This is a genomic window from Elizabethkingia miricola (genome assembly GCF_001675285.1).
Lineage (GTDB): Bacteria > Bacteroidota > Bacteroidia > Flavobacteriales > Weeksellaceae > Elizabethkingia > Elizabethkingia miricola.
The window spans coordinates 98,410-122,644 of record NZ_LSGQ01000014.1 but is presented as its reverse complement, the minus strand read 5'-3'; the positions used below and the strand labels follow the sequence as shown (position 1 = coordinate 122,644).

The 24,235-nt window shown below is 35.0% G+C and carries 26 protein-coding genes; 14 read left to right on the top strand and 12 right to left on the bottom strand.

All coding sequences use genetic code 11. From position 1 onward, the window contains the following. Positions 1–26: 26 nt before the first annotated feature. From ATE49_RS10745 to ATE49_RS10735, 3 genes are all read right to left on the bottom strand, one after another. The gene (locus ATE49_RS10745) at positions 27–206 is read right to left on the bottom strand and encodes a hypothetical protein (protein ID WP_034867710.1); all 180 of its coding nucleotides are present in this window, start codon (positions 204–206) and stop codon (positions 27–29) included. Positions 207–229: 23 nt separating this feature from the next. Next, positions 230–1,084 carry a nucleoside phosphorylase gene (locus ATE49_RS10740; protein ID WP_059322529.1) on the bottom strand — a complete coding sequence of 285 codons (855 nt, stop codon included), beginning with the start codon at positions 1,082–1,084 and terminating at the stop codon, positions 230–232. Positions 1,085–1,232: 148 nt separating this feature from the next. Further along, entirely contained in the window at positions 1,233–1,556 is a 324-nt protein-coding gene (locus ATE49_RS10735) for a translation initiation factor (protein ID WP_009088237.1), read from the bottom strand. A 135-nt stretch (positions 1,557–1,691) separates the two neighbouring features. Between ATE49_RS10735 and gpmI the strand changes: the two genes are divergently transcribed. The 9 genes from gpmI (at position 1,692) to ATE49_RS10690 (ending at position 10,188) form a co-directional block, all read left to right on the top strand. After that, the gene (gene gpmI, locus ATE49_RS10730; RefSeq protein WP_065082167.1) at positions 1,692–3,215 is read left to right on the top strand and encodes a 2,3-bisphosphoglycerate-independent phosphoglycerate mutase; all 1,524 of its coding nucleotides are present in this window, start codon (positions 1,692–1,694) and stop codon (positions 3,213–3,215) included. A gap of 8 nt (positions 3,216–3,223) precedes the next feature. Next, the gene (locus ATE49_RS10725) at positions 3,224–3,715 is read left to right on the top strand and encodes a GNAT family N-acetyltransferase (protein ID WP_065082166.1); all 492 of its coding nucleotides are present in this window, start codon (positions 3,224–3,226) and stop codon (positions 3,713–3,715) included. Positions 3,716–3,725: 10 nt separating this feature from the next. Continuing rightward, on the top strand, positions 3,726–3,983 hold the full coding sequence (locus ATE49_RS10720) for a hypothetical protein (protein WP_059344822.1): 258 nt from the start codon (positions 3,726–3,728) through the stop codon (positions 3,981–3,983). 42 nt (positions 3,984–4,025) lie between these two features. Then, a complete protein-coding gene (locus tag ATE49_RS10715; RefSeq protein ID WP_034867720.1) occupies positions 4,026–4,454 on the top strand; it encodes a BT0820 family HAD-type phosphatase in 429 nt (142 codons plus the stop codon). Positions 4,455–4,541: 87 nt separating this feature from the next. Next, a complete protein-coding gene (gene map, locus ATE49_RS10710) occupies positions 4,542–5,351 on the top strand; it encodes a type I methionyl aminopeptidase (RefSeq protein WP_034867721.1) in 810 nt (269 codons plus the stop codon). Positions 5,352–5,354: 3 nt separating this feature from the next. After that, positions 5,355–6,122: a class I SAM-dependent methyltransferase gene (locus tag ATE49_RS10705; protein ID WP_059153873.1), complete on the top strand. Its 768-nt coding sequence runs from the start codon at positions 5,355–5,357 to the stop codon at positions 6,120–6,122. A 159-nt stretch (positions 6,123–6,281) separates the two neighbouring features. Then, the gene (gene era, locus ATE49_RS10700) at positions 6,282–7,157 is read left to right on the top strand and encodes a GTPase Era (RefSeq protein ID WP_059344820.1); all 876 of its coding nucleotides are present in this window, start codon (positions 6,282–6,284) and stop codon (positions 7,155–7,157) included. A 45-nt stretch (positions 7,158–7,202) separates the two neighbouring features. Then, on the top strand, positions 7,203–7,697 hold the full coding sequence (locus ATE49_RS10695; RefSeq protein WP_045179285.1) for a hypothetical protein: 495 nt from the start codon (positions 7,203–7,205) through the stop codon (positions 7,695–7,697). An 85-nt stretch (positions 7,698–7,782) separates the two neighbouring features. After that, a complete protein-coding gene (locus ATE49_RS10690) occupies positions 7,783–10,188 on the top strand; it encodes an alpha/beta hydrolase family protein (RefSeq protein ID WP_065082165.1) in 2,406 nt (801 codons plus the stop codon). Positions 10,189–10,237: 49 nt separating this feature from the next. Here ATE49_RS10690 and ATE49_RS10685 read toward each other — a convergent pair whose 3' ends face one another. Then, positions 10,238–10,711 (bottom strand): META domain-containing protein, encoded by a 474-nt coding sequence (locus tag ATE49_RS10685; RefSeq protein WP_065082164.1) that lies wholly within the window; start codon positions 10,709–10,711, stop codon positions 10,238–10,240. A gap of 255 nt (positions 10,712–10,966) precedes the next feature. Here ATE49_RS10685 and ATE49_RS10680 point away from each other — a divergent pair, with 255 nt between their 5' ends. Then, entirely contained in the window at positions 10,967–12,553 is a 1,587-nt protein-coding gene (locus ATE49_RS10680) for an ABC-F family ATP-binding cassette domain-containing protein (protein ID WP_065082163.1), read from the top strand. A 66-nt stretch (positions 12,554–12,619) separates the two neighbouring features. Here the strand turns inward: ATE49_RS10680 and ATE49_RS10675 are convergent, their stop codons facing one another. The 4 genes from ATE49_RS10675 to ATE49_RS10660 all read right to left on the bottom strand — a co-directional run bounded on the left by ATE49_RS10675 (position 12,620) and on the right by ATE49_RS10660 (position 15,563). Continuing rightward, the gene (locus ATE49_RS10675; protein WP_065082162.1) at positions 12,620–13,087 is read right to left on the bottom strand and encodes an META domain-containing protein; all 468 of its coding nucleotides are present in this window, start codon (positions 13,085–13,087) and stop codon (positions 12,620–12,622) included. A gap of 215 nt (positions 13,088–13,302) precedes the next feature. Beyond that, entirely contained in the window at positions 13,303–13,614 is a 312-nt protein-coding gene (locus ATE49_RS10670; RefSeq protein WP_065082161.1) for a hypothetical protein, read from the bottom strand. A gap of 3 nt (positions 13,615–13,617) precedes the next feature. Then, entirely contained in the window at positions 13,618–14,037 is a 420-nt protein-coding gene (locus ATE49_RS10665; protein WP_065082160.1) for a hypothetical protein, read from the bottom strand. 116 nt (positions 14,038–14,153) lie between these two features. Further along, positions 14,154–15,563 (bottom strand): amino acid permease, encoded by a 1,410-nt coding sequence (locus tag ATE49_RS10660; RefSeq protein ID WP_059344815.1) that lies wholly within the window; start codon positions 15,561–15,563, stop codon positions 14,154–14,156. 165 nt (positions 15,564–15,728) lie between these two features. On the opposite strand from ATE49_RS10660, the gene ATE49_RS10655 reads away from it, so the two are divergent. Next, positions 15,729–16,169: a hypothetical protein gene (locus ATE49_RS10655; RefSeq protein ID WP_059344814.1), complete on the top strand. Its 441-nt coding sequence runs from the start codon at positions 15,729–15,731 to the stop codon at positions 16,167–16,169. A 154-nt stretch (positions 16,170–16,323) separates the two neighbouring features. Then, on the top strand, positions 16,324–17,499 hold the full coding sequence (locus tag ATE49_RS10650; protein ID WP_065082190.1) for an MFS transporter: 1,176 nt from the start codon (positions 16,324–16,326) through the stop codon (positions 17,497–17,499). Positions 17,500–17,573: 74 nt separating this feature from the next. Here the strand turns inward: ATE49_RS10650 and ATE49_RS10645 are convergent, their stop codons facing one another. The 4 genes from ATE49_RS10645 to ATE49_RS10630 form a co-directional block, all read right to left on the bottom strand. Next, positions 17,574–18,134 (bottom strand): TlpA family protein disulfide reductase, encoded by a 561-nt coding sequence (locus ATE49_RS10645; protein WP_065082159.1) that lies wholly within the window; start codon positions 18,132–18,134, stop codon positions 17,574–17,576. 85 nt (positions 18,135–18,219) lie between these two features. After that, the gene (locus ATE49_RS10640) at positions 18,220–18,699 is read right to left on the bottom strand and encodes a DUF4822 domain-containing protein (protein WP_065082158.1); all 480 of its coding nucleotides are present in this window, start codon (positions 18,697–18,699) and stop codon (positions 18,220–18,222) included. 95 nt (positions 18,700–18,794) lie between these two features. Further along, positions 18,795–19,475, bottom strand: coding sequence for a response regulator transcription factor (locus ATE49_RS10635; protein ID WP_059153884.1), 681 nt, complete (start codon positions 19,473–19,475; stop codon positions 18,795–18,797). After that, the gene (locus ATE49_RS10630) at positions 19,465–20,772 is read right to left on the bottom strand and encodes a sensor histidine kinase (protein WP_065082157.1); all 1,308 of its coding nucleotides are present in this window, start codon (positions 20,770–20,772) and stop codon (positions 19,465–19,467) included. The genes ATE49_RS10635 and ATE49_RS10630 overlap by 11 nt, the downstream gene beginning before the upstream one ends. A 109-nt stretch (positions 20,773–20,881) precedes the next feature. Here ATE49_RS10630 and ATE49_RS10625 point away from each other — a divergent pair, with 109 nt between their 5' ends. Next, positions 20,882–21,715 carry a GLPGLI family protein gene (locus tag ATE49_RS10625; RefSeq protein WP_065082156.1) on the top strand — a complete coding sequence of 278 codons (834 nt, stop codon included), beginning with the start codon at positions 20,882–20,884 and terminating at the stop codon, positions 21,713–21,715. A gap of 89 nt (positions 21,716–21,804) precedes the next feature. Beyond that, complete coding sequence (locus tag ATE49_RS10620; protein WP_065082155.1) at positions 21,805–24,177, top strand: outer membrane beta-barrel family protein; 2,373 nt, start codon at positions 21,805–21,807, stop codon at positions 24,175–24,177. Positions 24,178–24,235: the final 58 nt, after the last annotated feature.

Genomic DNA, 24,235 nt, shown 5'->3' with positions numbered 1-24,235 from the left:
AAAAAATCCCCAAAACGGGGATTTTTTTATTTTACATTTTTTGCTCTATACAATTCATATAAGCCTCGTGTTACAAAAATAATTCCAATAGCTACGGATAAGCCTTCAAGAAAACTATATAAGGTATTATCGCTTCCCTGAAAATAGAGTGTAAGGAAGATAATTAGAAATACTACTCCTGTAATGGTTCTTGTAAGAGGCTTCATATAATGTTGTATAAAATAAAATATTACTTAATAATTCTGTCCAATACCCACTGAATTGTCATCTTTTCAGATGCATGGTGGTCCGCAGAAAATTCTCCACGACGTCTGTTAGCAATAACACAGTTAACAGTAATTGCCTTATGGCCCAATAATTTGGATAATCCGTAAATAGCAGATGTTTCCATTTCGAAATTGGTTACACCAAGATCATTAAGTGTTTCCAGGAACTGGTCGTCCAGAGCTTTCAGCCTTAACTGTCTCCCCTGAGGAGCATAGAATCCTGGGAAAGTAGCCGTATTACCAATATATTTAGCATCCTGATAGTAGTGCGCACTTTCTTTAGCCCAGTCAGAGAAATAGAGTAGAGGTTTGATATTCTGATAAGGGAATTTTTCTAAAAAGTTTTTAGAAAACTCATTTTCAAACTGATAATCCTGATAAAAATGAAGAAGGCCATCTAATCCTACAACATTTTCTGTTACCAACATGTTGTCTACTTCTACGTCAGGATTTACACTACCACAAGTCCCCAAACGGAATAATTCTAAAGAGCTGTGCTCTTTTTTAAATTCCTTTTCTTTTAGGTCTATATTTACCAGAGCATCCAGTTCGTTCATTACAATGTCTATATTCTCGGTACCAATACCTGTAGACATTACCGTAATCCTTTCACCTCTCAGTGTTCCGGTGTGGGTATAAAACTCACGTTTATTTTTTTTGATTTCAACTTTGTCAAAATATTGAGATACTTTAGGAACCCTGTCCGGATCTCCAACCAGTATAATTTTTTCAGCGATATCTTCAGGAAGAAGATTCAAATGGTATACGCTTCCGTCCTCATTCAGCACCAACTCGGATGCTGCTAGTTTATTCATCATAATTTCCGATTTTAAAAAGGAATTGAAGTTAAAAAGAATTTCGGAGATAAAAAAATACTTTTTGTATTTCTGGTCTTTTACTTCTACACTTTATATTTTCTTACCACGTGTTTCTAATTTCGTACTTCTAACTTTGTATTTAAAAATATTACCCGCCTACACGTTTGGTTTTGTAGCCCATTTCCTGCAGAAGCTTCATAATCTTATCTCTGTTGTCTCCCTGAATAATGATGACACCGTCTTTTTCGGAGCCACCAATTCCCAAAGAGGTTTTGATTTTTTTAGAAATTTCTTTCAGTTCTGCATCGCCACCCTCAAAGCCTTCAATTAAAGTTACAGGTTTACCATTGCGTCCTTTTTTTTCAAACTTACACACAAGGGCGCCTTTTTGTTCAAACTTTTCTTCAGGCATTTCGAAATCCTGCTCCTCATGTTCAGGAAAAAGATTTTTTAACTGATCTCTTAAATCCATTTTATTTTATAATACTAATAAACAAAAGTAAGAAAAGTTACAATTTTTCAGGGTATTTACCACATAAAACCTGTGAAATTCCTTACTATTTAGTGCATTGTTTCGTATATTTGTTAAGTTAAATATAATTCTGAAATGTCTAAAAAAGCAATATTAGCCATCCTGGATGGCTGGGGATTAGGTTTAGATCCCAAAGTTTCTGCCATCGCGCAGGCCAACACACCGTTTATTGATTCATGTCTGCAAAAATATCCACACAGCAAATTAGAAGCTAGTGGTTTGGCTGTAGGTTTACCAGCCGGACAAATGGGGAATTCTGAAGTAGGGCATATGAATCTTGGAGCCGGACGTGTAATTTTTCAGAATCTTGTAAAGCTAAATATGGCGGTGGAAAACAAAACACTGGGGAATGAACCGGAAATCCTTGCTGCCTTTAAATATGCAAAAGACAACCATAAAAAAATTCACTTTATAGGATTAGTTTCCGACGGAGGAGTGCATTCTCACGTTAATCACCTGAAAGGACTTTTGGAAGCAGCAGATGATTACGGACTAGAAAATGTTTTTGTACATGCTTTTACAGATGGACGTGACTGCGATCCACATTCCGGCAAAGGATTTATTCAGGATCTTATAGAATTTATGGATGCCAAAACCGGAAAATTAGCAACCATTGTTGGCCGTTATTATGCGATGGACCGTGATAAGCGTTGGGAGCGTGTTCGTGTAGCTTATGATGCTATGGTAAATGGTATTGGATTAGCAACCAATAATCCGGTAGGAGCTATTCAGAAATCTTATGAGGAAGATATAACAGATGAATTCCTAAAACCAATTATCTGTACTCAGGACGGAATGCCTGTTGCTAAAATAGAAGCTAATGATGTCGTTTTCTGTTTCAATTTCAGAACCGACAGAGGACGTGAAATTACAATGGCGCTTTCTCAGGAAGATTTCCCTGATTATGAGATGCACAAGCTTCCTTTATACTATGTGACTTTAACTAACTACGATAAAACTTTTCATAATGTAAAAGTGGTGTATGATGAAAACATCATTACACATACTATGGGTCAGATTCTGGAAGAGAATAACAGAACGCAAATTCGTATTGCTGAAACTGAAAAATACCCACACGTTACATTCTTCTTCTCAGGAGGACGTGAAGAGGAGTTTAAAGGGGAGAGAAGGATTTTGTGTCCGAGTCCTAAGGATGTTCCTACTTATGATTTCAAACCGGAAATGTCGGCTTATGACATTACCAATGCTATTGTACCGGAATTGGAAAAAGAAAGCGCTGATTTTATCTGCCTGAATTTTGCGAATACCGATATGGTAGGGCATACAGGTGTTTTCCAGGCTGCAGTACAAGCTGCTGAAACCGTAGATAAATGCATTGAAAAAGTAGCTACTACAGCTTATAATCACGGATATGCTGTATTTATTTTGGCAGATCATGGTAACTCTGATGTTATGGTAAATCCTGATGGGTCTCCTAATACACAGCATTCAACCAATCTTGTTCCTTTTATTGTAATGGATAAAGATCACACATGGAATGTGAAAGATGGTAAATTGGGAGATGTAGCACCTACAATCCTTAAAGTAATGGGCGTAAATATTCCGGAAGAAATGACGGGAGATATTCTTGTTTCTTAATTCTATTAATGGATAAGGAAGTAATAATTACAACAATACAAGCTGCGGATGATAGTGCTTTGGCATCTATGATCCGCGGTGTTTTTGATGAATATAAGGCACCTACAGAAGGTACTGTTTATGTTGATCCTACAACAGATCACTTGTCTAAGGTATTTGATGCTAAAGGATCGGTACTTTTTGTTGCTAAAGTAGAAGATAGAGTGGTAGGTAGTTGTGGGCTTTATCCTACTGAAGGATTGCCTGAAGGCCATGTAGAGTTGGTGAAATTTTATATTTCCAAAGAAGCCCGGGGGACAGGTGTCGGAAGATTGTTTATGGAAAAATGCTATGAACAGGCCGAAAAGTTCAGATATACTCACATTTATCTTGAAAGCTTACCGGCTTTTGGAAAAGCAATTAGTATTTATGAAAAGCAGGGATTCGAACAGTTATCTGCTCCTTTAGGGAACTCAGGGCATACAGGATGTGATATCTGGATGCTGAAAAAGATTATATAAATTAGCTGATATGAAAAAGAATATACAGGTAGTTGTACTATTGTTAATTTTTTCCAATATGTTGTTGGCACAGTCTGGTACTACAGATGCTAACACTGATATTAGAGATACTGTAACAAACTCCGGACTAGGTTTAGGAGCGATTATAGCAGTAGTCATATCATGGGATAGAAATAAATCTATTCTATGGGCAATTATCCATGGTGTATTGGGATGGCTTTACGTTATTTATTTCGCGATAATTCGTTTAATAAAGGGACGGGATTAAGTTCTATATTTTCGTATCTTTGCACTCAAATTTTTAATACAGATGATAAATAAAAAACTAGCGATAGACTTCGACGGAACAATTGTAGACGATGCATATCCGGGAGTAGGACCAGCTAAAATTTTTGCATTCGAAACATTGCTGAAATTACAATCAGAAGGTTATCGTTTGATTTTATGGACATACAGAAGCGGACAGGCTCTGCAGGATGCTGTTGATTTCTGTAAGAAAAACGGATTGGAATTTTACGCTGTAAATTCTAGCTTTGAAGGTGAAGTTTTTGATTCTGAAACACACAGCCGCAAAATTGATGCTGATATGTTTATTGATGACAGAAACCTTGGTGGATTTCCTGGATGGGGCGAAATCTATAACATCATTAAAGAAAAAATAGAATTCCGCGTGGCAGGCGGAGAAGTTTTAGCTTACTCGAAGCTGAAAAAAGAAAAGAAAAAAGGTCTTTTCTGGTAACATATATAATGTAATAATATAACGATTTACCAATGTACCAATTATTGTTACATTCTTACATGGGTAAATTGCTACATTTAAATAAAAATGATTCAGTTAAAAACAATAGACGAAATCAAATTAATGCGTGAAAGCGCTCAGTTGGTTTCAAAAACTTTAGGAATGTTGGCCAAGGAGATTAAACCTGGCGTAACAACTAAGCACTTAGATAAACTTGCATTCGAGTATATTAAAGACCACGGAGCAGAACCTGCATTCCTTGGATATGGAGGTTTTCCAAATTCTCTATGTATGTCTCCGAATGAGCAGGTTGTTCACGGTTTCCCTACAGATGAACCATTGAGAGATGGAGATATTATTTCTGTAGACTGTGGTACTTATATGAATGGATTTGTTGGAGATCATGCTTATACTTTTGAGGTTGGAGAAGTTTCTCCTGAAACAAAAAAACTTTTGCAGGTAACCAAAGAGAGTCTTTATAAAGGTATTGCTCAGTGTATCCGTGGAAAGAGAATCGGAGATATCTCTTACGCAGTACAGGAACATGCAGAAAAACATGGTTATGGAGTAGTACGTGAATTAGTGGGACATGGTGTCGGAAGACAAATGCATGAAGAACCGCAGGTACCTAACTATGGCAGAAAAGGTTCAGGAAAAGTAATTAAAGACGGATTGGTTATTGCTATCGAGCCTATGATTAATATGGGAACGGAAAAAGTAAAATTCCATTCCGATGGCTGGACTGTAACAACTCAGGATAATAAACCTTCTGCACATTTTGAGCACGATGTAGCTGTAGTAAACGGAAAGCCGGTTTTATTATCTACATTCCAATATATTTACGATGCATTAGGTATTAAATCCGATGAGGAAAAAGCTTTCCAGATGGATTTCTAACAAATGAAGAAAGTAGCAAAATTTCTTTTAAATAAATTACCGCGCCCTATGCTTATTCGATTAAGCATTGTGGCGCGTCCTTTAATTATATCTTTTTTTAAAGGAGATAAATTTACTGATCCTATAGACGGCAGATCTTATCGTAAATTTCTTCCGTATGGCTATGGGAAACAACGGGAAAATGCACTTTCTCCCGGAACACTTTCACTGGAAAGACACCGCCAAATGTGGCTTTATCTGGAACGTGAAACTGATTTTTTCACCAAAAATTACAAAGTACTTCACATCGCTCCTGAGCAGGAGTTTTTAAGAAAATTCAAAAAACAAAAAAATCTGGAATATACTTCTGCGGATCTTTTTTCTCCGATTGTAGATGTAAAGGCAGATGTACTAGATCTTCCTTTTGAAGATGAGTCTTATGATATTGTTATTTGTAATCATGTTTTAGAACATATTGTAGAAGATTCCAAAGCAATGTCCGAATTATACCGTGTAATGCGAAAGGGCGGATGGGGAATTTTGCAGGTCCCTATGAGAACTAGTTTGGAGCATACTTATGAAGATTTCAGTATAACAGATCCTAAAGAGCGTCAGAAGCATTTTGGGCAATACGATCATGTCCGTTGGTATGGTATGGATTATTTCGACCGTCTTAAAAAAGTTGGGTTTGATGTAGATATCAATTTATATTCTCAAAAGTTTTCTGTAGAAGATCAGAAACGTTATGGATTGCTGGTGAATGAAATTCTTCCGGTAGTTTTTAAGCATTAGTGGATTTATATCTTATTGTAAGCCTTTTCTTTATAGCTATTGAGTAATCTATCATGATAACCTGTTAAAGAATAAGCTAGTCATTCTTTTATTTATTGTTAACTTTGCAAAAGATTTAAAAACTTAAATCTTTTTAATATTTCAATTTTAAATTAAATAATGCACAGAGCAGGTTTTGTTAATATAGTGGGGAAACCCAATGCAGGAAAGTCTACGCTTCTTAACCAGTTAATGGGGGAGAAACTGGCTATTGTTACCCAGAAAGCACAGACAACCAGACATCGTATTTTCGGTATTTATAACGAGGACGATGTACAGATTGTTTTTTCTGATACTCCTGGGGTATTAGATCCTAAATACGGATTACAGGAGAAAATGATGGAATTTGTGAAGGAGAGTTTACAGGATGCTGATGTTTTCCTTTTCATCGTAGATATTACAGATAAAGCGCAACCTTCAGAGTTTCTTATTGAAAAGCTGAATAAAATCCCGGTTCCGGTACTTATCCTTATCAATAAAGTAGATAAGGCAGATCAGAAAGTTCTTGAAGAAACAGTTGCTTTATGGCACGAGAGAATTCCTAAGGCAGAAATATTACCTATATCCGCCTTAAATGCCTATAATACAGAATATATCTTACCAAAATTAAAATCATTATTACCAGAAAGTCCGGGATACTACGATAAAGATCAGTTTACAGATAAGTCTGAAAGATTCTTTGTAAATGAGGCTATCAGAGAGAAAATCCTTCTGAACTACGAAAAGGAAATTCCATATTCTGTAGAAGTTGTTACAGAAATGTTTAAGGATAAAGGAGAAATGATCTTTATAGACAGTATTATCTATGTAGAAAGAGAAACTCAAAAGGGGATTATCATTGGTCATAAAGGAGAATCTATAAAGAAAGTGGGGACTGAAGCCAGAATGGATCTGGAAAAATTCTTTGGAAAGAAGCTTCACCTTAATCTTTTTGTAAAAGTTAAAAAAGACTGGCGCAAAAACGACAGAGACCTGAAAAATTTTGGTTATCGCTAGATAAATTCAGTAATTTCATTTATCTTTAAGTAAAGAATTTCAAAGATGAACGAATATTTAGATTCAGAATTTGACCGTGCGGATGACCTGATCAGTCAGGATCTAAACGAAGAGGCTAAAGCGGTACTCAATAATATTTTATTGGAAGATCCTAAATATGGTAAAGCACATAACCATATAGGCTGGCTTTTAAAAAATAAAGAAAATGATGCTGTAGAAGCTGAAAAGCATTATAAACTAGCTATAGATTTCACTCCGGAATATGGAGCTTCTTATCTTAACTATTCTTACCTTTTATCAGAAGCAAAACGCTATGATGATCTTCGGGATATTCTGACAAAAGCAGAATCTGTTGAAGATGTTAATAAAAGCAATCTTGCAAGGGAGTGGGCATATTATTATGAAGATACTCGGCAATATGAAAAAGCAATTGACAAGTACAAAGAATATGCACTATCACTTTATGAAAACTCATACATTGAGAAAGCTAAAGAAGGCATCGAAAGATGTAAAATGAAAATAGATATACAAAAGATGTAATAAAAAGGCCTGATAAAGGGCCTTTTTATTTTGGGTAAACTAATTATTAATTCATAATTTCGTAATTATAAGTTAATATGTTAATATGAAGAGAAAGTTTACAATGCTTTTAATAGCAGCAATGAGTTTTAGCTATGCTCAGGAAAGCACCAGCTATCAAAAACCTTCTGCCGAAATTCTTAAGCTGGCAGATTACACAAGACCACCATCTGTATTGATGGACAGCAAAAAAGAATGGATGGTATTTACCTATCGCCCAACTTATAAGAACCTAAAGGATCTTTATGAGGAAGATGTGAAACTGGCAGGATTGAGAATAAATCCGTTGACTAATATATCGAGTACGATAACATATATTGATAATCTGAAAATAAAGAATCTGAAAGGAAAATCTGAAGTTCAGGTTAAGGGGCTTCCGCAGAATGCAAGCCTTGCTTATTTTTCATTTTCACCGGACGAGAAATCTCTGGCATTTACAAATACAACCTCAAAAGGGGTTGAACTTTGGTTAGTAGATTTGGCAACAGCAACAGCCAAAAAAATTACCTCTGATAATCTGAATGCAAATTTGGGTTCTCCTTTTACCTGGTTCAAAGATTCAAAATCATTTTTAATTAATGTTTTGCCGGCAAACAGACCTGCATTATTGAGTGACAAAAATGATATTCCAACAGGACCAACTGTAGCAACCAGTACCGGAAAAGTATCACAGAATGCTACTTTCCAGGATTTATTAAAGACACCAAAAGATGAAACTAATTTTGAAAATCTTGCAACTTCTGAATTAGCCAAAGTAGATCTGAATGGTAATATATCCGGATTTGCAAAAAGTGGAATGTATGCTTCAAAGTCATTTTCACCGGATGGGAACTACATTATGATTTCTTCGATTAAAAAACCATTTTCATATATCGTTCCATTAAATCGTTTCCCTTCTGAAACTGTAGTTTTTGATAAGACTGGCCAGCAGGTAAAGGTAGTGAACGAAATGCCTTTAAATGAAATAATGCCTAAAGGATTTTCATCTGTAAGAACAGGCAAGAGAAGTATAGCATGGAGAAGCGACATGCCAGCTACTTTATACTATGTTGAAGCATTGGATGGCGGAGATCAGTCGAAGAAAGCAGAATACAGAGACCAGATCTATACATGGGATGCTCCTTTTAATGCAGAAGCTAAAGCATTATATAAAACTAAAGAAAGATTTTCTGATATAGACTGGGGGAATGCAGATAATGCATTTGTTTCCGAAGGATGGTATGATACAAGAAGTACCAAAACCAGCTGGATTAATCCAAAAACGGGAGATTCTAAACTTATTATAGACAGAAATTTCCAGGATGTATACAGCAATCCGGGGAATCTTGTTTCCGAACGAAATCAATATGGCAGAAACGTTGTAGAAATTAAAGACGGAAAAACATATTGGATAGGAGATGGCTTTACCAAAGAAGGGCAATTTCCTTTTATCAATGAAATGGATCTGAAGACATTTAAAACAAACAGACTTTATACATCTAAATCTACAACCGTAAAAGAGAGGATTCTGGATGTTTTAGATCCTAAAAAGGGTGATATTCTGGTAATGGATGAATCCAGTACAGACTATCCTAATTACTTTATTAAAAACTTTAAAACCAATAAAAGCACTCCTGTAACAAATTTCCAGAACCCTTTTGAAGGTTTGAAAGGTGTGCATAAAGAAGTTATTACCTACAAACGTAATGACGGCGTTACTCTTACAGGGAATTTATATCTTCCGGCAGGTTATGATATGAAATCTAAAAAAGAAAAACTTCCGTTGCTGATCTGGGCTTACCCAGCTGAATATAAAGACAAGGCAACAGCAGGAATGAGTACTAAAAATGCAAATACTTTCACTTTCCCTAGTTATGGATCTTTCATCTACTGGGTTTCTAAAGGATATGCAGTATTGGATGATGCATCTTTTCCTATTATTGGTGAAGGAAAAACGGAGCCTAACGATACCTTTATTCCACAGTTAGTAGCAGATGCTCAGGCGGCTATTGACGCTGTAGACAAACTAGGTTATATAGACCGTAAAAAAGTAGCTGTAGGCGGGCACTCTTATGGTGCATTTATGACGGCTAATCTTTTAACACATTCTAATCTTTTTGCTTGTGGTATTGCGAGAAGTGGTGCATATAACAGAACTCTTACTCCGTTTGGTTTCCAGAGTGAACAAAGAAATTATTGGGATGTGCCGGATGTGTATACAAAAATGTCACCTTTCATGAATGCTGATAAAATGAAAACACCATTGTTATTAGTACATGGCGAGGCAGACAATAACCAGGGAACATTCACTGTACAGACAGAACGTTATTTCCAGGCACTTAAGAACCTTGGGGCTCCTGTAAAAATGGTATTATTACCTAAAGAAGCACATGGTTATGTAGCAAAAGAAAATATTCTTCATTTGCTTTATGAGCAGGATATCTTCTTAGAAAAATGCCTGAAAGGTAAATAAGCAAAAAGCTCCCGAAAGGGAGCTTTTATTTTTATATGTTTAAAATTGCTTACTCAGCTACAGCGCGGAATCTTGCTAAAGGAGCCATACGAGCTTTGTTAATAGACAATACATCTCCTTCTTTGCTCACTGTATAATTATCAGCAGCTATTAAAGCTTTACTCAGGCCTTGTTCAATACTCATGTCTTCACAAGCCATCATTGTAGACATTCCCTGAGCAAACTGAACTCTAAAGCCGGTTAACTTAAGGTTTCCACCGATACCATTACAGCCACCAGATGCTTCATATCTATATTCTTTATCCTGCTTTAGAAGTTTCAGGTAAGGTTCTTTTCCGTTAACTTTATCAGCCACAGGCTTACCGTTTAGCTCAATTAATTTCCATTTTTTTCCAAGAACTGTATTTTTGGGCATTGTATTTTGTTGTGATGTGTTATTATTGTTGTTCGTATTCTGAACAGTATTACAGGAGTTTGCAAATAGTAATATTCCTGCAGCAATAAGTGTAAGATGTTTTTTCATAATTTATTTTTAAAAAATTTTATGTTTATTATTTACTAAGATACTTTTTTTTATAAATAGGTTGGAAAATAATCTGTTTTCTTCATAATTTATTTTACTAAAACGATCATTGATCTGATTATAAATATTTTACTACATTTGCATTATCATTCAAAATTCAGATAGTAAGCATGTAGAATTCAATTTCTTTCCATAATTATTTAATCCTGATGTCAGGGTTAATTCTGTTTATTCATTTTTTTTAAGAAAGAAATAATGCTTACGTTACAAAATATTACTTATCAGCATCCTGATAAGGAGATTCTTTTTGAGAAGCTTAATTTTATAGTTAATAAAGGCGAAAAGATTGCAATTGTCGGAAATAATGGTTCCGGTAAATCTACATTATTAAAACTAATCTCCGGATTATTAATACCTGCTGTAGGAGATATAAGAACAGAAGGGTCTGTTTATTATCTGCCACAAATCCTGGAACAATTCGATACACAGAATATAGCAAGTGCTTTAGGAGTTCAGAAAAAGCTTTCAGCTTTAAGAGAAATTCTGGAAGGTATTGTTACCGAAGAGAATATGACAGTTCTTGATGACGACTGGGATCTGGAAGAAAGAATAAAACAAGCGATGGAATCATGGGGTTTGTTAGACTTTACAGCAGAGGAGTCGATGAATCGGCTAAGTGGCGGTCAGAAGACAAAAGTTCTGATTGCCGGTATAGAAATTCATCAGCCGGATATTATACTGATGGATGAACCTACCAATCATCTGGATAGAAAGAGCAGGGAACAGTTGTATAAATTTATTGAGAATACAAATAAAACTCTTCTGGTCGTTAGTCATGACAGAACCTTATTAAACTTATTGCCCAAAACAGCAGAACTAAACCGTAAAGAAATCGTGCTTTATGGTGGTAACTATGATTTTTATAAAGAGCAAAAACAGATACAGCAAAATGCATTACAGAATAGCATTAAGAATACTGAAAACGCACTGAAAAAAGCCAAAGCTACTGAACGGGAAACTCTGGAGCGTCAGCAAAAACTCGATGCAAAGGGAAAAAAAAAGCAGGAAAAAGCTGGTGTAGCTAAAATCATGATGAATACTCTGCGGAACAATGCTGAAAACAGTACAGCTAAAATAAGAGATACCCATTCTGATAAAATAGACGGTCTTAGTCAGGAGCTTCAGCAGCTAAGAAGAGAAGCTCCACTTACAGATCAAATGAAATTAGGATTTGATCAGACTAACCTTCACCGTGGTAAAATACTGGTAAAAGGAGAGCATATAAACTTTGCCTACCAGGATAGGAATATTTGGAAAAAACCTTTGGATATTGTTGTTACCAGTGGAGAAAGGATTCTGATAAGTGGAGAAAACGGATCGGGAAAAACAACATTGATTAAACTTCTTTTAGGGCAGCTGAAATCTTCTGAAGGTATTATAGAAAGGGCAGATTTTTATTCTGTATATATCGATCAGGATTATTCTATGATTGATCATTCATTGAATGTAATTCAACAGGCAGAATTATTTAACCTGCCTCCTTTACCCGAACACGAAGTAAAAACAATACTCAATCGCTTTTTGTTTGGGAAAGAAACATGGGATAAATCCTGTAGTGTACTGAGTGGCGGTGAAAGGATGAGGCTATTGCTTGCATGTTTGTCAATTGCAGGAAAAGCTCCGGATATTATTATTCTGGATGAGCCTACCAATAATCTTGACATTCAGAATATCGAGATTCTTACCAATGCTATTAGAGATTACAAAGGAACGCTATTGGTAATTTCACATGATGATGTCTTTTCTGAAGAGATAAATATTGAGACCAGAATTGTATTATAAAAGAAAAATCCTTGTCAGGGTTTTGACTCTGACAAGGATAACTTATTAAAGATTTTTATAAAACGCTTATTCTGTTACAGCCTGGAATTTTGCTAATGGAGCCATACGTGCTTTATTAAGTGAAAGGATATTTCCTTCTTTATTGAGAGAGTAATTGTCAACGGTTTCTAATACTTTATTTATTCCTGCTTCAACACTCATATCCGGACATGCCATTCTTGTTGATGCTCCGGGAGAGAAATGAATTACAGAAGTTGTTGTGTTTGTTGTAAAAGTACCTCTGATTCCGTTGCACCCGCCGGAAGCTTGATATAAATAAGCTTTATCCTGTTGCAATAGTTTCAGAAAAGCTTCATTACCATTTATTTGGTCTGCTACAGGTTTTCCAAATAGTTCTACCAGTTTCCATTTTTTACCAATAATGGTATTTTCAGTAGTCGTTTGTGCAGAAGAACTATCAGTCTTTGTAACAGTAGTACAAGAATTAGCTACCAGTAAAATTCCTGCTGCGATTAAGGCAAATTGTTTTTTCATAATGTGTTTTTAATTGTTTTTATCGTATATGTTTAGTAAAATGATACTTGTATATAATTATATTCGATTTATTGTTTTGTAAAATATTTTAATTAAACAATGCTGTATAATAAATTAATAAATAATTTCAAGCATATATTGTTTTAATTTTCAATGTATCGCTAGTTTTCAAAAAATATGCCATGTTTAAAAAACAATTAAAAGTATCAAAGAAATTATATGCGTATTTGTGATGACAGATATAGGCTCATTGCAACTATTATATAGTACAAGATAAGATTTACAACTAAAAACATTATTTCATCAACAATGACTGATTTGCGGTTAATACTTTTTACGCTTTCATAAATAAGTACAGCAGGAGAAATAAGTACAGCGAGAGCAGAGAGTATAAATACACTTAAAATAATATACTCGTAGAAAATCCATTTGAAATTATATTTCCAGAAAATAAGATGTTGGATTCCGAAAGCTATAATAAAAAGATAGAGGAATATCTGGATTTTATGAATCTTTATAATTGTCATTGCTTACATTTTTGATTTATAGATTACCGGACCGGGCTTATAAGGAATAGAATCATTAACCAGTTTTACTGTAATGGAATCAAAATATTTCTTTTGATTAAATTCAGTCCTGAAATCATCTACATATTGATATACCTTTTTTATATCATCAACTTTGTCATCTTTAATATTCAAAAAAAGTTCAAAATGCTCTGATTTTACCTTTTTCCTGTTGTCGATATCTCTGTAATACCATATATTTCCGATAACATCCCCAATGGACATTTTCAGATTATATTTTTTATCTAATTTTCGGAGAAGCTCTGTTGTTTCTGGGGAAGGATCATATTGAGTTTGTTTGCGTATTCTGGCAAATGGATTTAAGTAAAATAGTAATGGCAGAATGATAAGAATAATGAAAATAAACGTTAGAAATTTCTTCATTTTATAGTTATAGTTTTTTTATCTAATATAGTTAATTAGTATATGTATATGAGATTTATGGCATAAAAAATCCGAAAGAAATGCTTCCGGATTTTAATAGATCTTACAGATATATTTTACTTTTTACTTTGCTTTACCAGAAGATAGCAAATATACAGGAATGCTACCCATATCGGAATTAGCTCCACAGAAATTTTTAACCCTGTAAACCACATGATGATTAAAATTCCAAAAAGGAATAATAAGCATATATAATTGGTTATTGGATATAGGAACGAAGGGAACTTAGTCTTTTCACCTTTATGAGCCTGCTTGAATTTAAAATGTGTAAAGCTTATCATAATCCAGTTAATAACCAACGATGATACTACAAGAGACATCAGTATACTAAGAGCCTTTTCCGGAATAATCTTGTTAATAACAATACAGATTGCAGCAAATACTGCAGAAACTAATATTGCCATTACCGGAACATGGTTTTTATTCAGTTTTGATAAGAATTTAGGAGCGTTTCCCTGTTCTGCAAGCCCGAACAGCATTCGGCTATTACTGTATACACTGCTGTTGTATACAGACAATGCAGCCGTTAGAACAATAATATTCAGAACATTTGCAATAAGGCTTGTGAAATACACAGTATGCCCGAATAGGTTAAACTGGAAGCCTTTTAATCTCTCGAAAACCATTACAAAAGGGCTGCTTCCTTCTGTAATATTGGCCCATGGAGATAATGAGAATAGGATAATCAATGCACCTACATAGAAAATAAGAATTCTGTAGATTACCTGATTGGTAGCTTTTGGGATATTTTTTTCTGGATTTTCAGCTTCAGCAGCCGTTATTCCAACAAGCTCTAACCCGCCAAAAGAGAACATAATAAGCGCCATGGCAGCTAATAATCCCTGGAAACCTCCACTTGAAGAAGTACTGATCCAGCCTTTAGGAAAAAAGCCTCCGTTATTCCACAAGTTGCTTACGCTGGCATTTTCTCCGCCGGTACCACTAATAAGCAGGTAGCTACCAAATAGAATCATAGCAATAATAGCTACAACTTTTATAATAGAAAACCAGAATTCAGCTTCTCCATATACTTTTACAGAGGCCAGATTCAGAGCATTAATTACAAAGAAGAAAAATAAACTGGATACCCACAACGGAATTTCAGGCCACCAGAACTGTACATAAACTCCTATTGCGGTAAGCTCAGACATACTTACCAAAATATACAACATCCAGTAATTCCAACCGGAAGCAAATCCGGCAAAAGGGCCCCAATATTTGTATGCAAAATGGCTAAAGCTACCTGAAACAGGTTCCTGAACGACCATCTCACCCAATTGGCGCATTATAAAAAAAGCAATGAAACCAGCCATTGCATAACCTAAAATTACAGAAGGACCTGCCAATACTGCTGCAGGACCTATACCCAGGAATAGCCCGGTGCCAATTGCTCCGCCTAAAGCAATAAGCTGAATGTGACGATTTTGTAAACCGCGTTTTAATTCTTTCTTGTCTGAATTCTCCAACGTTTAATTTTTTACAAGTTTATTATTATTTTTCAGGCTTAAAAATAGCATTTTAATTATATTAAATCACATTTTGATTATATTTTTGCTGAAATAATAGAAGAAAAATAAGAAATTCCGGAATGATTTAATTGTTTCGGGTATAAATAACGGAGTTATAGTAATATGGATAAGGAATATTTATTGGAACAAGTGAAAACACTTGCGCAGGAAAAAGTAAAGAATCTTGAGGAAATGATTGTATCTACAAGAGCATCCAATAACGATACAAAAAGTAGTATGGGAGATAAATACGAAACTTCCCGCGAAATGTTGCAGCAGGAAATCAACAGACTGTTGTCCCAACAGTCGGAAGTAAATAACCAGCTGGATGTTCTGCAGAATATCAATACGAAACCTTCTGCTGTTGTAGGCTTGGGAGCTTATGTTGAGACTTCTATGGGGAATTTTTATATTTCAGAAAGCTTCGGTAAACTGAATGTTAACGGAAAAGCTGTTATCACTGTTTCTGCAAATGCTCCGCTGGTACAGTCCATGCTAAAGAAAAAAACAGGAGAAGAGTTTGAACTTAATGGTAAAAATCAGAAGATACTGTCGATTGGCTAATTGATATTATTAATGATTAACATTCTCTGTAAATGCCCTTTAATTCGTACATTTGAGTATTCCTAAATTTTTCCGATAACACTAAAATCATACTACTGTGGGTTTACTCCGTATTTATGCCGATTCTTTCAAGGGATTGTCAAAGGAAGCCTGGATGCTTTCTATCGTAATGCTTATTAACAGGTCCGGATCAATGGTGCTGCCTTTCTTAGGTGTGTACATGACGGATCAGTTAGAATTCAGCATTAAAGAATCAGGACTTGTACTCAGTTTTTATGGTGTCGGATCAGTAATAGGTTCCTGGCTGGGAGGTTATTTTACTGATAAATTTGGTGAATATCGGGTACAATCTACCAGTTTATTTCTCAGTGCACCACTTTTTTTACTAATACCAATCTTTACTTCGGTAGAAGGGATGGCTCTCATTATTCTGCTGCAAAGTATTATAAGTGAGACCTTCCGTCCGGCCAACTCTGTAGCGATTACCAAATATGCAAGGCCTGAAAATTTGACAAGGGCTTTCTCTCTTAACAGAATGGCCATTAATCTCGGTTTCTCTATAGGACCGGCTTTAGGTGGTATTTTGTCTTCAGTGTCATACGAATTACTTTTTATTACTAATGCAGTAGGAGCGGTCCTTGCCGGGATATTCTATGTAAGATTTTTTAGAAAAAGACATAAGATTTATCAGAAGAAAATGAAAGAGAAACCTATCGTTAAAGAGACTACAGAAAAAGAGCGTTCTCCATATAGAGATTCCCCGTTTTTGGTATACTGTCTGCTATGCGCGATATTCTCTGTCTGCTTCTTTCAGTTCTTCAATACGATTCCTATTTTCTACAAAGAAGTAGCACATCTGGATCAGAAAAGTATAGGTTACATCCTGGGATACAGTGGATTTATTATTGTTGTACTGGAAATGCTGGTTGTAAATTTTGCAGATAAATATCTTACGATAGCCAAAACTCTTCTCTATGGAATTTTGATGTGTGCTGCAGCTTATGCAATGCTTGCGATAAACTATCATATATCATTGATAATGTTGTCCATATCTGTACTGAGTGTGGGTGAAATATTAGTGCTTCCATTTATGTCTACCATTACGGCATTACGATCCGGGAAAACCAATCAGGGGGCCTATATGGGCCTTAATGGTATGACGTTCTCTATTTCATTTATTATAACACCATTGCTGGGAACCAGTGTAGCAAGTGATTTAGGATTTAATACACTATGGATAGGATCCGGAGTTGTTTTAGCATTCGCTGGTATTGCGATGTACTTTGTGGTAGATTGGCTCCTTCCGGGTAAGGTTAAAGCAGCACATTAATCCATATCATAATACTAACACAAAGGCACAATGTAAATTATTGTGCCTTTGTTTATACCGATATTAGCTAACTGTTATTTTTGCTTTTGCTGCTTGATAAAATCAACCATTTTCTGGTCTGCATAGTTGGTAATGCCTTCTGATTGGAATGCAATAGCACCATTTTTATCTAAAATCACTGTAGTAGGTAAAGTTCCTTTGTAAAACTCCTGAGGTATAGCTCCATTGGGGAATGATACAGGAAGAGTAAGTCTTTTGTCATTAAATAGTTTTTTAGCTTTTTCCTGATTGCCATCTACTTCCAGAATAACAAACTTAACCTCATCGTCATTTTTGAAATTCTCATAAAGACTTTGTATTGTAGGCATTTCAGCAATACATGGAGAGCACCACGTTGCCCAAAAGTTTATAAAAACCACTTTACCTTTTAAATCTTCGAGACTAATACTTGCTCCTTTTTCATCTTTTAGCTGCATTGTATAAGCTGCTGTAGAGGCTTCTTTAGGTTCGTTATTGAATTTAGGGCTAAAAAGACCAATTTTCATAAGTGTACTCTGCACAAAGACTTTTACTCCCGGAACGAAAATGATACCGAGAACAAAAATGATAAGAATAATATTGATAAAACGCTTCATAATAGGGTAAAGATAAACATTTTTAGAGCATAAAAAAGACTGCTCAACAAGAGCAGCCTTACAGATTATATTCTAAAATTAAATACTACTTTCCTGGTTCCTTATGAGTTGTAGGAGTATGGATAATGTCGTAATATACAGACTTGTCATTAGCATTTGGGTATACTCTGTAAGTAAATTCTGCTCTCGTTAAAACAGTAATATCTACAACACGGGTGAACAGAGTTTCACCTTTATCGTTTTTAGCTACAATTGTTCTGGTTTTCCCGTCAGCAGTAACAGACCAATCTCCGTGCATTTTAGGAGAATCGTCCAGATTATACATCGTAAATGTACCATCTGCTTTGAAGTAAGCATAACCTACAAAATTTACTACATTTGGATCTTTAAGGTCTACATTGGCACCGGCAGCATTTTTAGAATTTGTGGTTAACCATGGAGTTGAAGCCAGTGTCTGACTTGGTGTAAGATCTGGCTCTCTGTCATTATTGTCGCTGGAACAAGAGATAGAGAATATGGCTAATAGTAATAAAGCCAATGCTGATAGTAATTTTCTGTTTTTCATTATCAAAATATTAATTGCAGCAAAAATATTTTATAATGGGGCAGAAGTTATTGTATATATGCTTGTAGTTGTTGTATAAATTATAACAAATGCTTTTAAGGAAAGTCTACCTGAAATCCTATTCCGCGAAGTGACTGAATCTTAATACCTTCGTCGAACTGAAAATATTTACGTAGCCTGCTGATAAATACATCCAGGCTTCTTCCCGTAAAGTAGTCATTGGTTTCCCATAATTTGTCCAGAATAATTTCCCGTTTAATAGTCTGATTATTGTGCTGCAGTAGAAACAAGAGTAAATCCAGTTCCCGTTGGGTAAGGCGAATCTCTTCTTTAGGGTGGCTAAGCAATAATTTATCTGAATGTAAGGTATAATCACCTATACTGATTACAGATAGAGGAGTAGCAGGCTGTGTTCTCTTCAGAATATTCTGTATTCTCAGTATTAGTTCTTCGGGATCACAAGGTTTGGCCAGGTAATCATCTGCTCCCAGTTTTAAACCTGTAATCCGGTCTATTTTCTGGTTTTTAGCGGTTAGAAATAGCAGTGGAAAATCAGATTTTTCCTTTATAATAGCTTTTGCAAGAGAGAACCCGTCAATATTGGGCATCATAATGTCTAAGATGCCAATATGAAAAGGAAATTCACTTTTCAGAAGTTCCATTATGTCCTCCGGGTTCTGATACCAGAATACTTCAAAATCGCTCAGTTCCAGGTATTGCTTCAAAATCAGTCCAAAATCGAAATCATCTTCAGCTAAAAGTATCTTAGTTTTCATAAGGCAATAAGATTTTAAATGCTGCACCTTTATTAGGTTCACTGATTAGCTCAATACTTCCTTTATATTTGTCAACAATACTTTTTACAAGAAAAAGACCCAATCCCAAACCTTTTGTATTATGGATATTGTCGGACTGTATTCTGTAAAATTTTTCAAATATCCGCTGCTGTTCCTTTTTAGATATACCATTACCATTATCCATTATCTTTATATTGAGTGTATTTTGTATAGCTCTTAGATTAATTTCGACTCTTGTTGCTCCATATTTAGCGCTGTTTTCACAGAGATTTTTTATAAGTGTTTCCATGGCCGTTCTATTAAACGGAAGCGTATTAGGTGTTGTATTATGCAATACAAATTCAACTTTTGGATTAGCAAATTGCAGATCTTCAATATAATTATTCCAGTCATCATATGATGTTTCTGTATTTTCACTATCATCATTATCCTGTAACTGAAGCATCAGACTTTCCAGCCTGTTAATTTGTCTTTCTATCAATGGAAGATTCTCTGGGTTCCAATTTTTTCTCAGAGATTTTACAGCAATTTTTAAAGTAGCAATTGGGGTTTTAAATTCATGAGCGATATTATCTACTACAGTGTGCAGAATTTCAACTTGCTTTTGTTGTGAAATTAAGTTCTTAATAGTCCGTGTAAATAGCCATAGAACAGCCGCAAGTATAAGTATACAAGAAATAATAAGAATAGTAAGATCTCTGAATACAATGGATTTGATATTAAGTATCTGAATATTGTAGTAGGTTTTTACTTTGAACGAATAGAAGTTATTCAGTTTGTTGGTTTTGTCATCCCTGTTTTCATTTGATGTTTCCCATTCACCGCCGTATCTTCTTCCAACTTTTGTAATTGGTCTTTTGGTTTCATAAATAGTGACTGTTGAGTCTAAAATATATCTGTTGTCAGTTGTACTTAATACATTTCTGAACTGATGGGATATGGCCACTTGCAGATTACTTCGGGAGGCTACACTGTCTACATAATGGGAAAAATAAGGTTTAATGGTTTCTTTATTTTTTGTAAAAAAATCCAGGAGCTGTTTTTTTGTGATCTCACCTTTATTAAAACGAATAAGCATTTTCTGGACAGTATCCTCGCTAACCTCTAATTTTTTCCGTAGAATAGGTTGGTATTGTCCAAGATCTTTATCTAATTTATCATAGATGTTATTCTCTTTTATCTGATATGTTTTATAAAGAAAGTATATCTGTATCCCTACCAGAAGCAGGAATAAGAGAGCAAACGCAGATACAAGCCACTTATAGTTTTTTAGCATGAAACAAAGATAAAATTTTAGTGGATGCTAAAGGTACGTTAACTCATCATTAACCTTTCATTAACCTGATTATTCCTTATTGTGTGACATATTTGTTGCAAAAAACTTTATGAAGCGATTATTATTCTTTTTTATGATGATTATTACTGTCATCTCGTATGCCCAAACCAAACGTTTTATTTATGAATACAGGTATAAACTAGATTCAACAAATGAAGAATATCAACGAGAAGAAGTTGTACTGGATATTAATCCGGATAACGTAAAGTTTTATGATTATAATTTTTTAGCAGTTGACTCTCTGAATATTCTTCATGGGAATTATAATGAGGGCTATACCAGTATGACAGAACAGGTACTGGTACGTAAAAAAAATTCTTTTCAGAATAACAATTATTTACAAATCTGGATGATGCCTTATTATTATCTTATGCAGACCAAGGATGAAATGAAATGGAATATCTGCAGTGATACTAAAGTAGAAAGCGGCTTTAATATGCAGAAGGCAACAACTAATTTTGGCGGGAGAAAATGGATTGCATGGTTCACTCAGGATATACCTATTTCCGAAGGTCCTTACAAATTTAGAGGGCTACCCGGGCTCATTCTTAAGATTGAAGATGACAAACATAACTTCATTTATACTTTCTCACGAAATAAAAATCTTCCCAAAACCTTTGATACTAAAAGTTTTGTAGAGAATCATTATGATATGAAGCCCGTGCTTGTGACTTTTCCAGCGTGGGTGAAGCTAAAAAAAGATTTTTATAATGATCCATATGCGCGGATGAGAGCGGAGTTCCAACCTGACTGGAATGTTAATGTTAACGGCCGGAAAATTAAAAGTAAAGAAGAATTTTCAGAGCTTAATACGAGCATGCAAAAGTCGATTAGGGACAATTATTCTAACCCTATAGAACTGGATAAAGCAATTCGGTATTAACCTGCCATTAACCTTTCATTAACCCAGTTTCAGTAGTTTTAATCTCATTTTTGCCATGTAGTTCAGACCAGATCTGGGTACCTAAGATCATGAAAAAAATAATATTAGCAATTTGTCTGCTGCCTGCAATGTTATGGGCACAGCAACAAAAAACAGAAGGCATCGTTACAAATGATAAAAAAGAAAGAATACCACAGGCTAAAGTCTATATTTACGACAAGAACAATACTTTACTAAAATCTTTGACAACTGATGAAAAAGGCAGTTTTCTTATAGAAGGCATAGATTCAGAAGAAGTAAAAATAGTAGTAGACGATCTGGAGTATGATAAACTTGAGAAGCTTATAAAACTTAGTGACTTAGGTGCTAATCCGAGTTTTGTTCTGAAGAAATCTGCAACCGAAATTCAGGAAGTGTCTATGACCAAACAAAAGCCAGTGGTGAAAAGAAAGATTGACAGGCTGGAATTTAATGTTGAAAATAGTAATATTTCCAGTCTTAATGGCTGGGAGATTCTGAAGAAAACACCAGGAGTTGTATTTTCCAATGATGCTTTTAAAATTAAAGGAAGTTCCACCATTCTGGTTACCATCAATGATAAAAAAGTATCACTTTCTAGTGAAGAACTAAAAAACCTGTTAGAAAACACTCAGGGCAGCGATGTGAAATCTGTGGAAGTTATTACCAATCCACCGGCTAAATATGAAGCTTCCGGAAGTGCTGTTCTGAATATTGTTCTGAAACAAAATAAACTGGAAGGCTACCGTGGGTATATAACTGGTAAATATGTACAGTCTATTTATCCAAAAGGAGTCGGATCGATTGGACAATATTATAAAAAAGGTAAGATTTCAGCTATGGCCAGTTATTCCCGTGGAGCCGGAGCTTATTATCGGGAGGAGTCCAATTATATTTACTATCCCGAAAATCAGACAACATGGCGTGGTATTATGAACCGGAAGGATATTAATAACAGCCAGAATACGGTAAACTCCAGTTTAGAATATACACCAGATGATAAGACTACATTTACTTTAAGCTATCGGGGATCTTTCGCTCCCAGATCTGCAGGGCTTTATTTTGTTCCCAATACCATATACAATGCACAAAATGTTCCCGAATCTTATTACAGTACGATTAATGATCATAATAAAAGGAATATAAATAATAATATAAGTCTTCAGGTAGAAAGAAAATTTGATAACAGTACACTGTCGTTAACGACATACTACATCACCAGTAATTATAAAAAGTATGAGAATGTTCTTACAGATCTCAACTTTGCCAATCAGCCTCCATCTACACAAAATTTTATCAGTAATAACTGGCAGGACGTAAAGCTTTTCTCTCAGCAGGTAGATTATGGCTGGAAAAAAGACAAATGGGAATTGGAAGCAGGAGGTAAGTACAGTCTGGTTAAAACCACCAGTACATTGGATTTTTCTGACGATGAAAACGGAAAGTTAGTTTACCGTCCGGATAAAAGCAACATCTTCAATTATACAGAAGGCTATATTGCAGCCTATGCATCGGCTTCCTTAAATTTAAAAAAATGGGCATTTAAAGCCGGTTTGAGAACTGAGAATACAAACCTGAACGGCGTTGTTTCTACACCTTATGAAAAGAATACCAATGATTACTGGAAGCTTTTTCCTACGGCTTATGTACAATATACAACTGACAGTAAGCAGCAGTTTGGACTTTCCTATGGCAAAAGAATCAGCAGACCTTCTTATTCCTGGCTGAATCCTGCTAAATCATACTACAATCTGTTTTCTTATTTTCAAGGAGACCCTAAGCTTAAGGCGACCATTTCACATAACCTTAGCTTTACTTATAATGTTAAGGACTGGAATTTTGAAGTTTATTACCGGAAAGATATTGATCCGTCTATGGAGATATCCTATCAGGTACCACAAACCAATACGTTGGTATTCCATTATACCAATATTCAGAAAGCAAATGCTTTTGGAGCCAGTTTGTACAAAAACTTTCAATTGAAACCTTGGTGGACACTTAGTGTGTCGGAAGACTTCAGCTATAATGAAAACTACTTTTTTGGACAAGATCAGCAATTATATGAAAATAAAATTTACAATCTGAATTCTACCATATCGACAAGCTTTACATTGCAAAAAGCTTCGGATTGGACATTGGAAATTGGGCATCAGTATTATTCACCATCCATTCAGGGGACGTTCAGGATTTCAGGTGCCTGGGAAGCTTATCTGGTAACCAATCGGAAATTCTTTGATAAAAAGCTTGAAGCGAGTTTATTCTTCCTCGATATCTTCAAAACCTCAAAGCAAAAAGTAGCCACCAGATATGCTAATCAGGATAATTATTTTATTGATTATCAGGATACACAGCAGTTTGTTCTTCAGTTAAAATATAATTTTGGAAACCAAAAAGTAAAAGGAACCAAAACAATAAAGAAAACTGATGAACAGAACAGAATGTAACAGATTGAAAGAGAGATAAAAATCAGGTTTACCAATACTCAGATATTCCGTAAATTTA

Bases quoted from the DNA above. Each gene is read 5' to 3' on its own strand.
- era (WP_059344820.1), top strand. From the start codon at position 6,282: ATGCACAGAGCAGGTTTTGTTAATATAGTGGGGAAACCCAATGCAGGA.
- gpmI (WP_065082167.1), top strand. From the start codon at position 1,692: ATGTCTAAAAAAGCAATATTAGCCATCCTGGATGGCTGGGGATTAGGT.
- ATE49_RS10650 (WP_065082190.1), top strand. From the start codon at position 16,324: ATGCTTTCTATCGTAATGCTTATTAACAGGTCCGGATCAATGGTGCTG.
- ATE49_RS10665 (WP_065082160.1), bottom strand. From the start codon at position 14,037: ATGAAGAAATTTCTAACGTTTATTTTCATTATTCTTATCATTCTGCCA.
- ATE49_RS10725 (WP_065082166.1), top strand. From the start codon at position 3,224: ATGGATAAGGAAGTAATAATTACAACAATACAAGCTGCGGATGATAGT.
- ATE49_RS10685 (WP_065082164.1), bottom strand. From the start codon at position 10,711: ATGAAAAAACATCTTACACTTATTGCTGCAGGAATATTACTATTTGCA.
- ATE49_RS10670 (WP_065082161.1), bottom strand. From the start codon at position 13,614: ATGACAATTATAAAGATTCATAAAATCCAGATATTCCTCTATCTTTTT.
- ATE49_RS10735 (WP_009088237.1), bottom strand. From the start codon at position 1,556: ATGGATTTAAGAGATCAGTTAAAAAATCTTTTTCCTGAACATGAGGAG.
- ATE49_RS10705 (WP_059153873.1), top strand. From the start codon at position 5,355: ATGAAGAAAGTAGCAAAATTTCTTTTAAATAAATTACCGCGCCCTATG.
- ATE49_RS10640 (WP_065082158.1), bottom strand. From the start codon at position 18,699: ATGAAAAACAGAAAATTACTATCAGCATTGGCTTTATTACTATTAGCC.
- ATE49_RS10635 (WP_059153884.1), bottom strand. From the start codon at position 19,475: ATGAAAACTAAGATACTTTTAGCTGAAGATGATTTCGATTTTGGACTG.
- ATE49_RS10655 (WP_059344814.1), top strand. From the start codon at position 15,729: ATGGATAAGGAATATTTATTGGAACAAGTGAAAACACTTGCGCAGGAA.
- ATE49_RS10680 (WP_065082163.1), top strand. From the start codon at position 10,967: ATGCTTACGTTACAAAATATTACTTATCAGCATCCTGATAAGGAGATT.
- ATE49_RS10675 (WP_065082162.1), bottom strand. From the start codon at position 13,087: ATGAAAAAACAATTTGCCTTAATCGCAGCAGGAATTTTACTGGTAGCT.
- ATE49_RS10745 (WP_034867710.1), bottom strand. From the start codon at position 206: ATGAAGCCTCTTACAAGAACCATTACAGGAGTAGTATTTCTAATTATC.
- ATE49_RS10715 (WP_034867720.1), top strand. From the start codon at position 4,026: ATGATAAATAAAAAACTAGCGATAGACTTCGACGGAACAATTGTAGAC.
- ATE49_RS10695 (WP_045179285.1), top strand. From the start codon at position 7,203: ATGAACGAATATTTAGATTCAGAATTTGACCGTGCGGATGACCTGATC.
- ATE49_RS10625 (WP_065082156.1), top strand. From the start codon at position 20,882: ATGAAGCGATTATTATTCTTTTTTATGATGATTATTACTGTCATCTCG.
- ATE49_RS10630 (WP_065082157.1), bottom strand. From the start codon at position 20,772: ATGCTAAAAAACTATAAGTGGCTTGTATCTGCGTTTGCTCTCTTATTC.
- ATE49_RS10645 (WP_065082159.1), bottom strand. From the start codon at position 18,134: ATGAAGCGTTTTATCAATATTATTCTTATCATTTTTGTTCTCGGTATC.
- ATE49_RS10720 (WP_059344822.1), top strand. From the start codon at position 3,726: ATGAAAAAGAATATACAGGTAGTTGTACTATTGTTAATTTTTTCCAAT.
- ATE49_RS10740 (WP_059322529.1), bottom strand. From the start codon at position 1,084: ATGATGAATAAACTAGCAGCATCCGAGTTGGTGCTGAATGAGGACGGA.
- ATE49_RS10690 (WP_065082165.1), top strand. From the start codon at position 7,783: ATGAAGAGAAAGTTTACAATGCTTTTAATAGCAGCAATGAGTTTTAGC.
- ATE49_RS10620 (WP_065082155.1), top strand. From the start codon at position 21,805: ATGAAAAAAATAATATTAGCAATTTGTCTGCTGCCTGCAATGTTATGG.
- map (WP_034867721.1), top strand. From the start codon at position 4,542: ATGATTCAGTTAAAAACAATAGACGAAATCAAATTAATGCGTGAAAGC.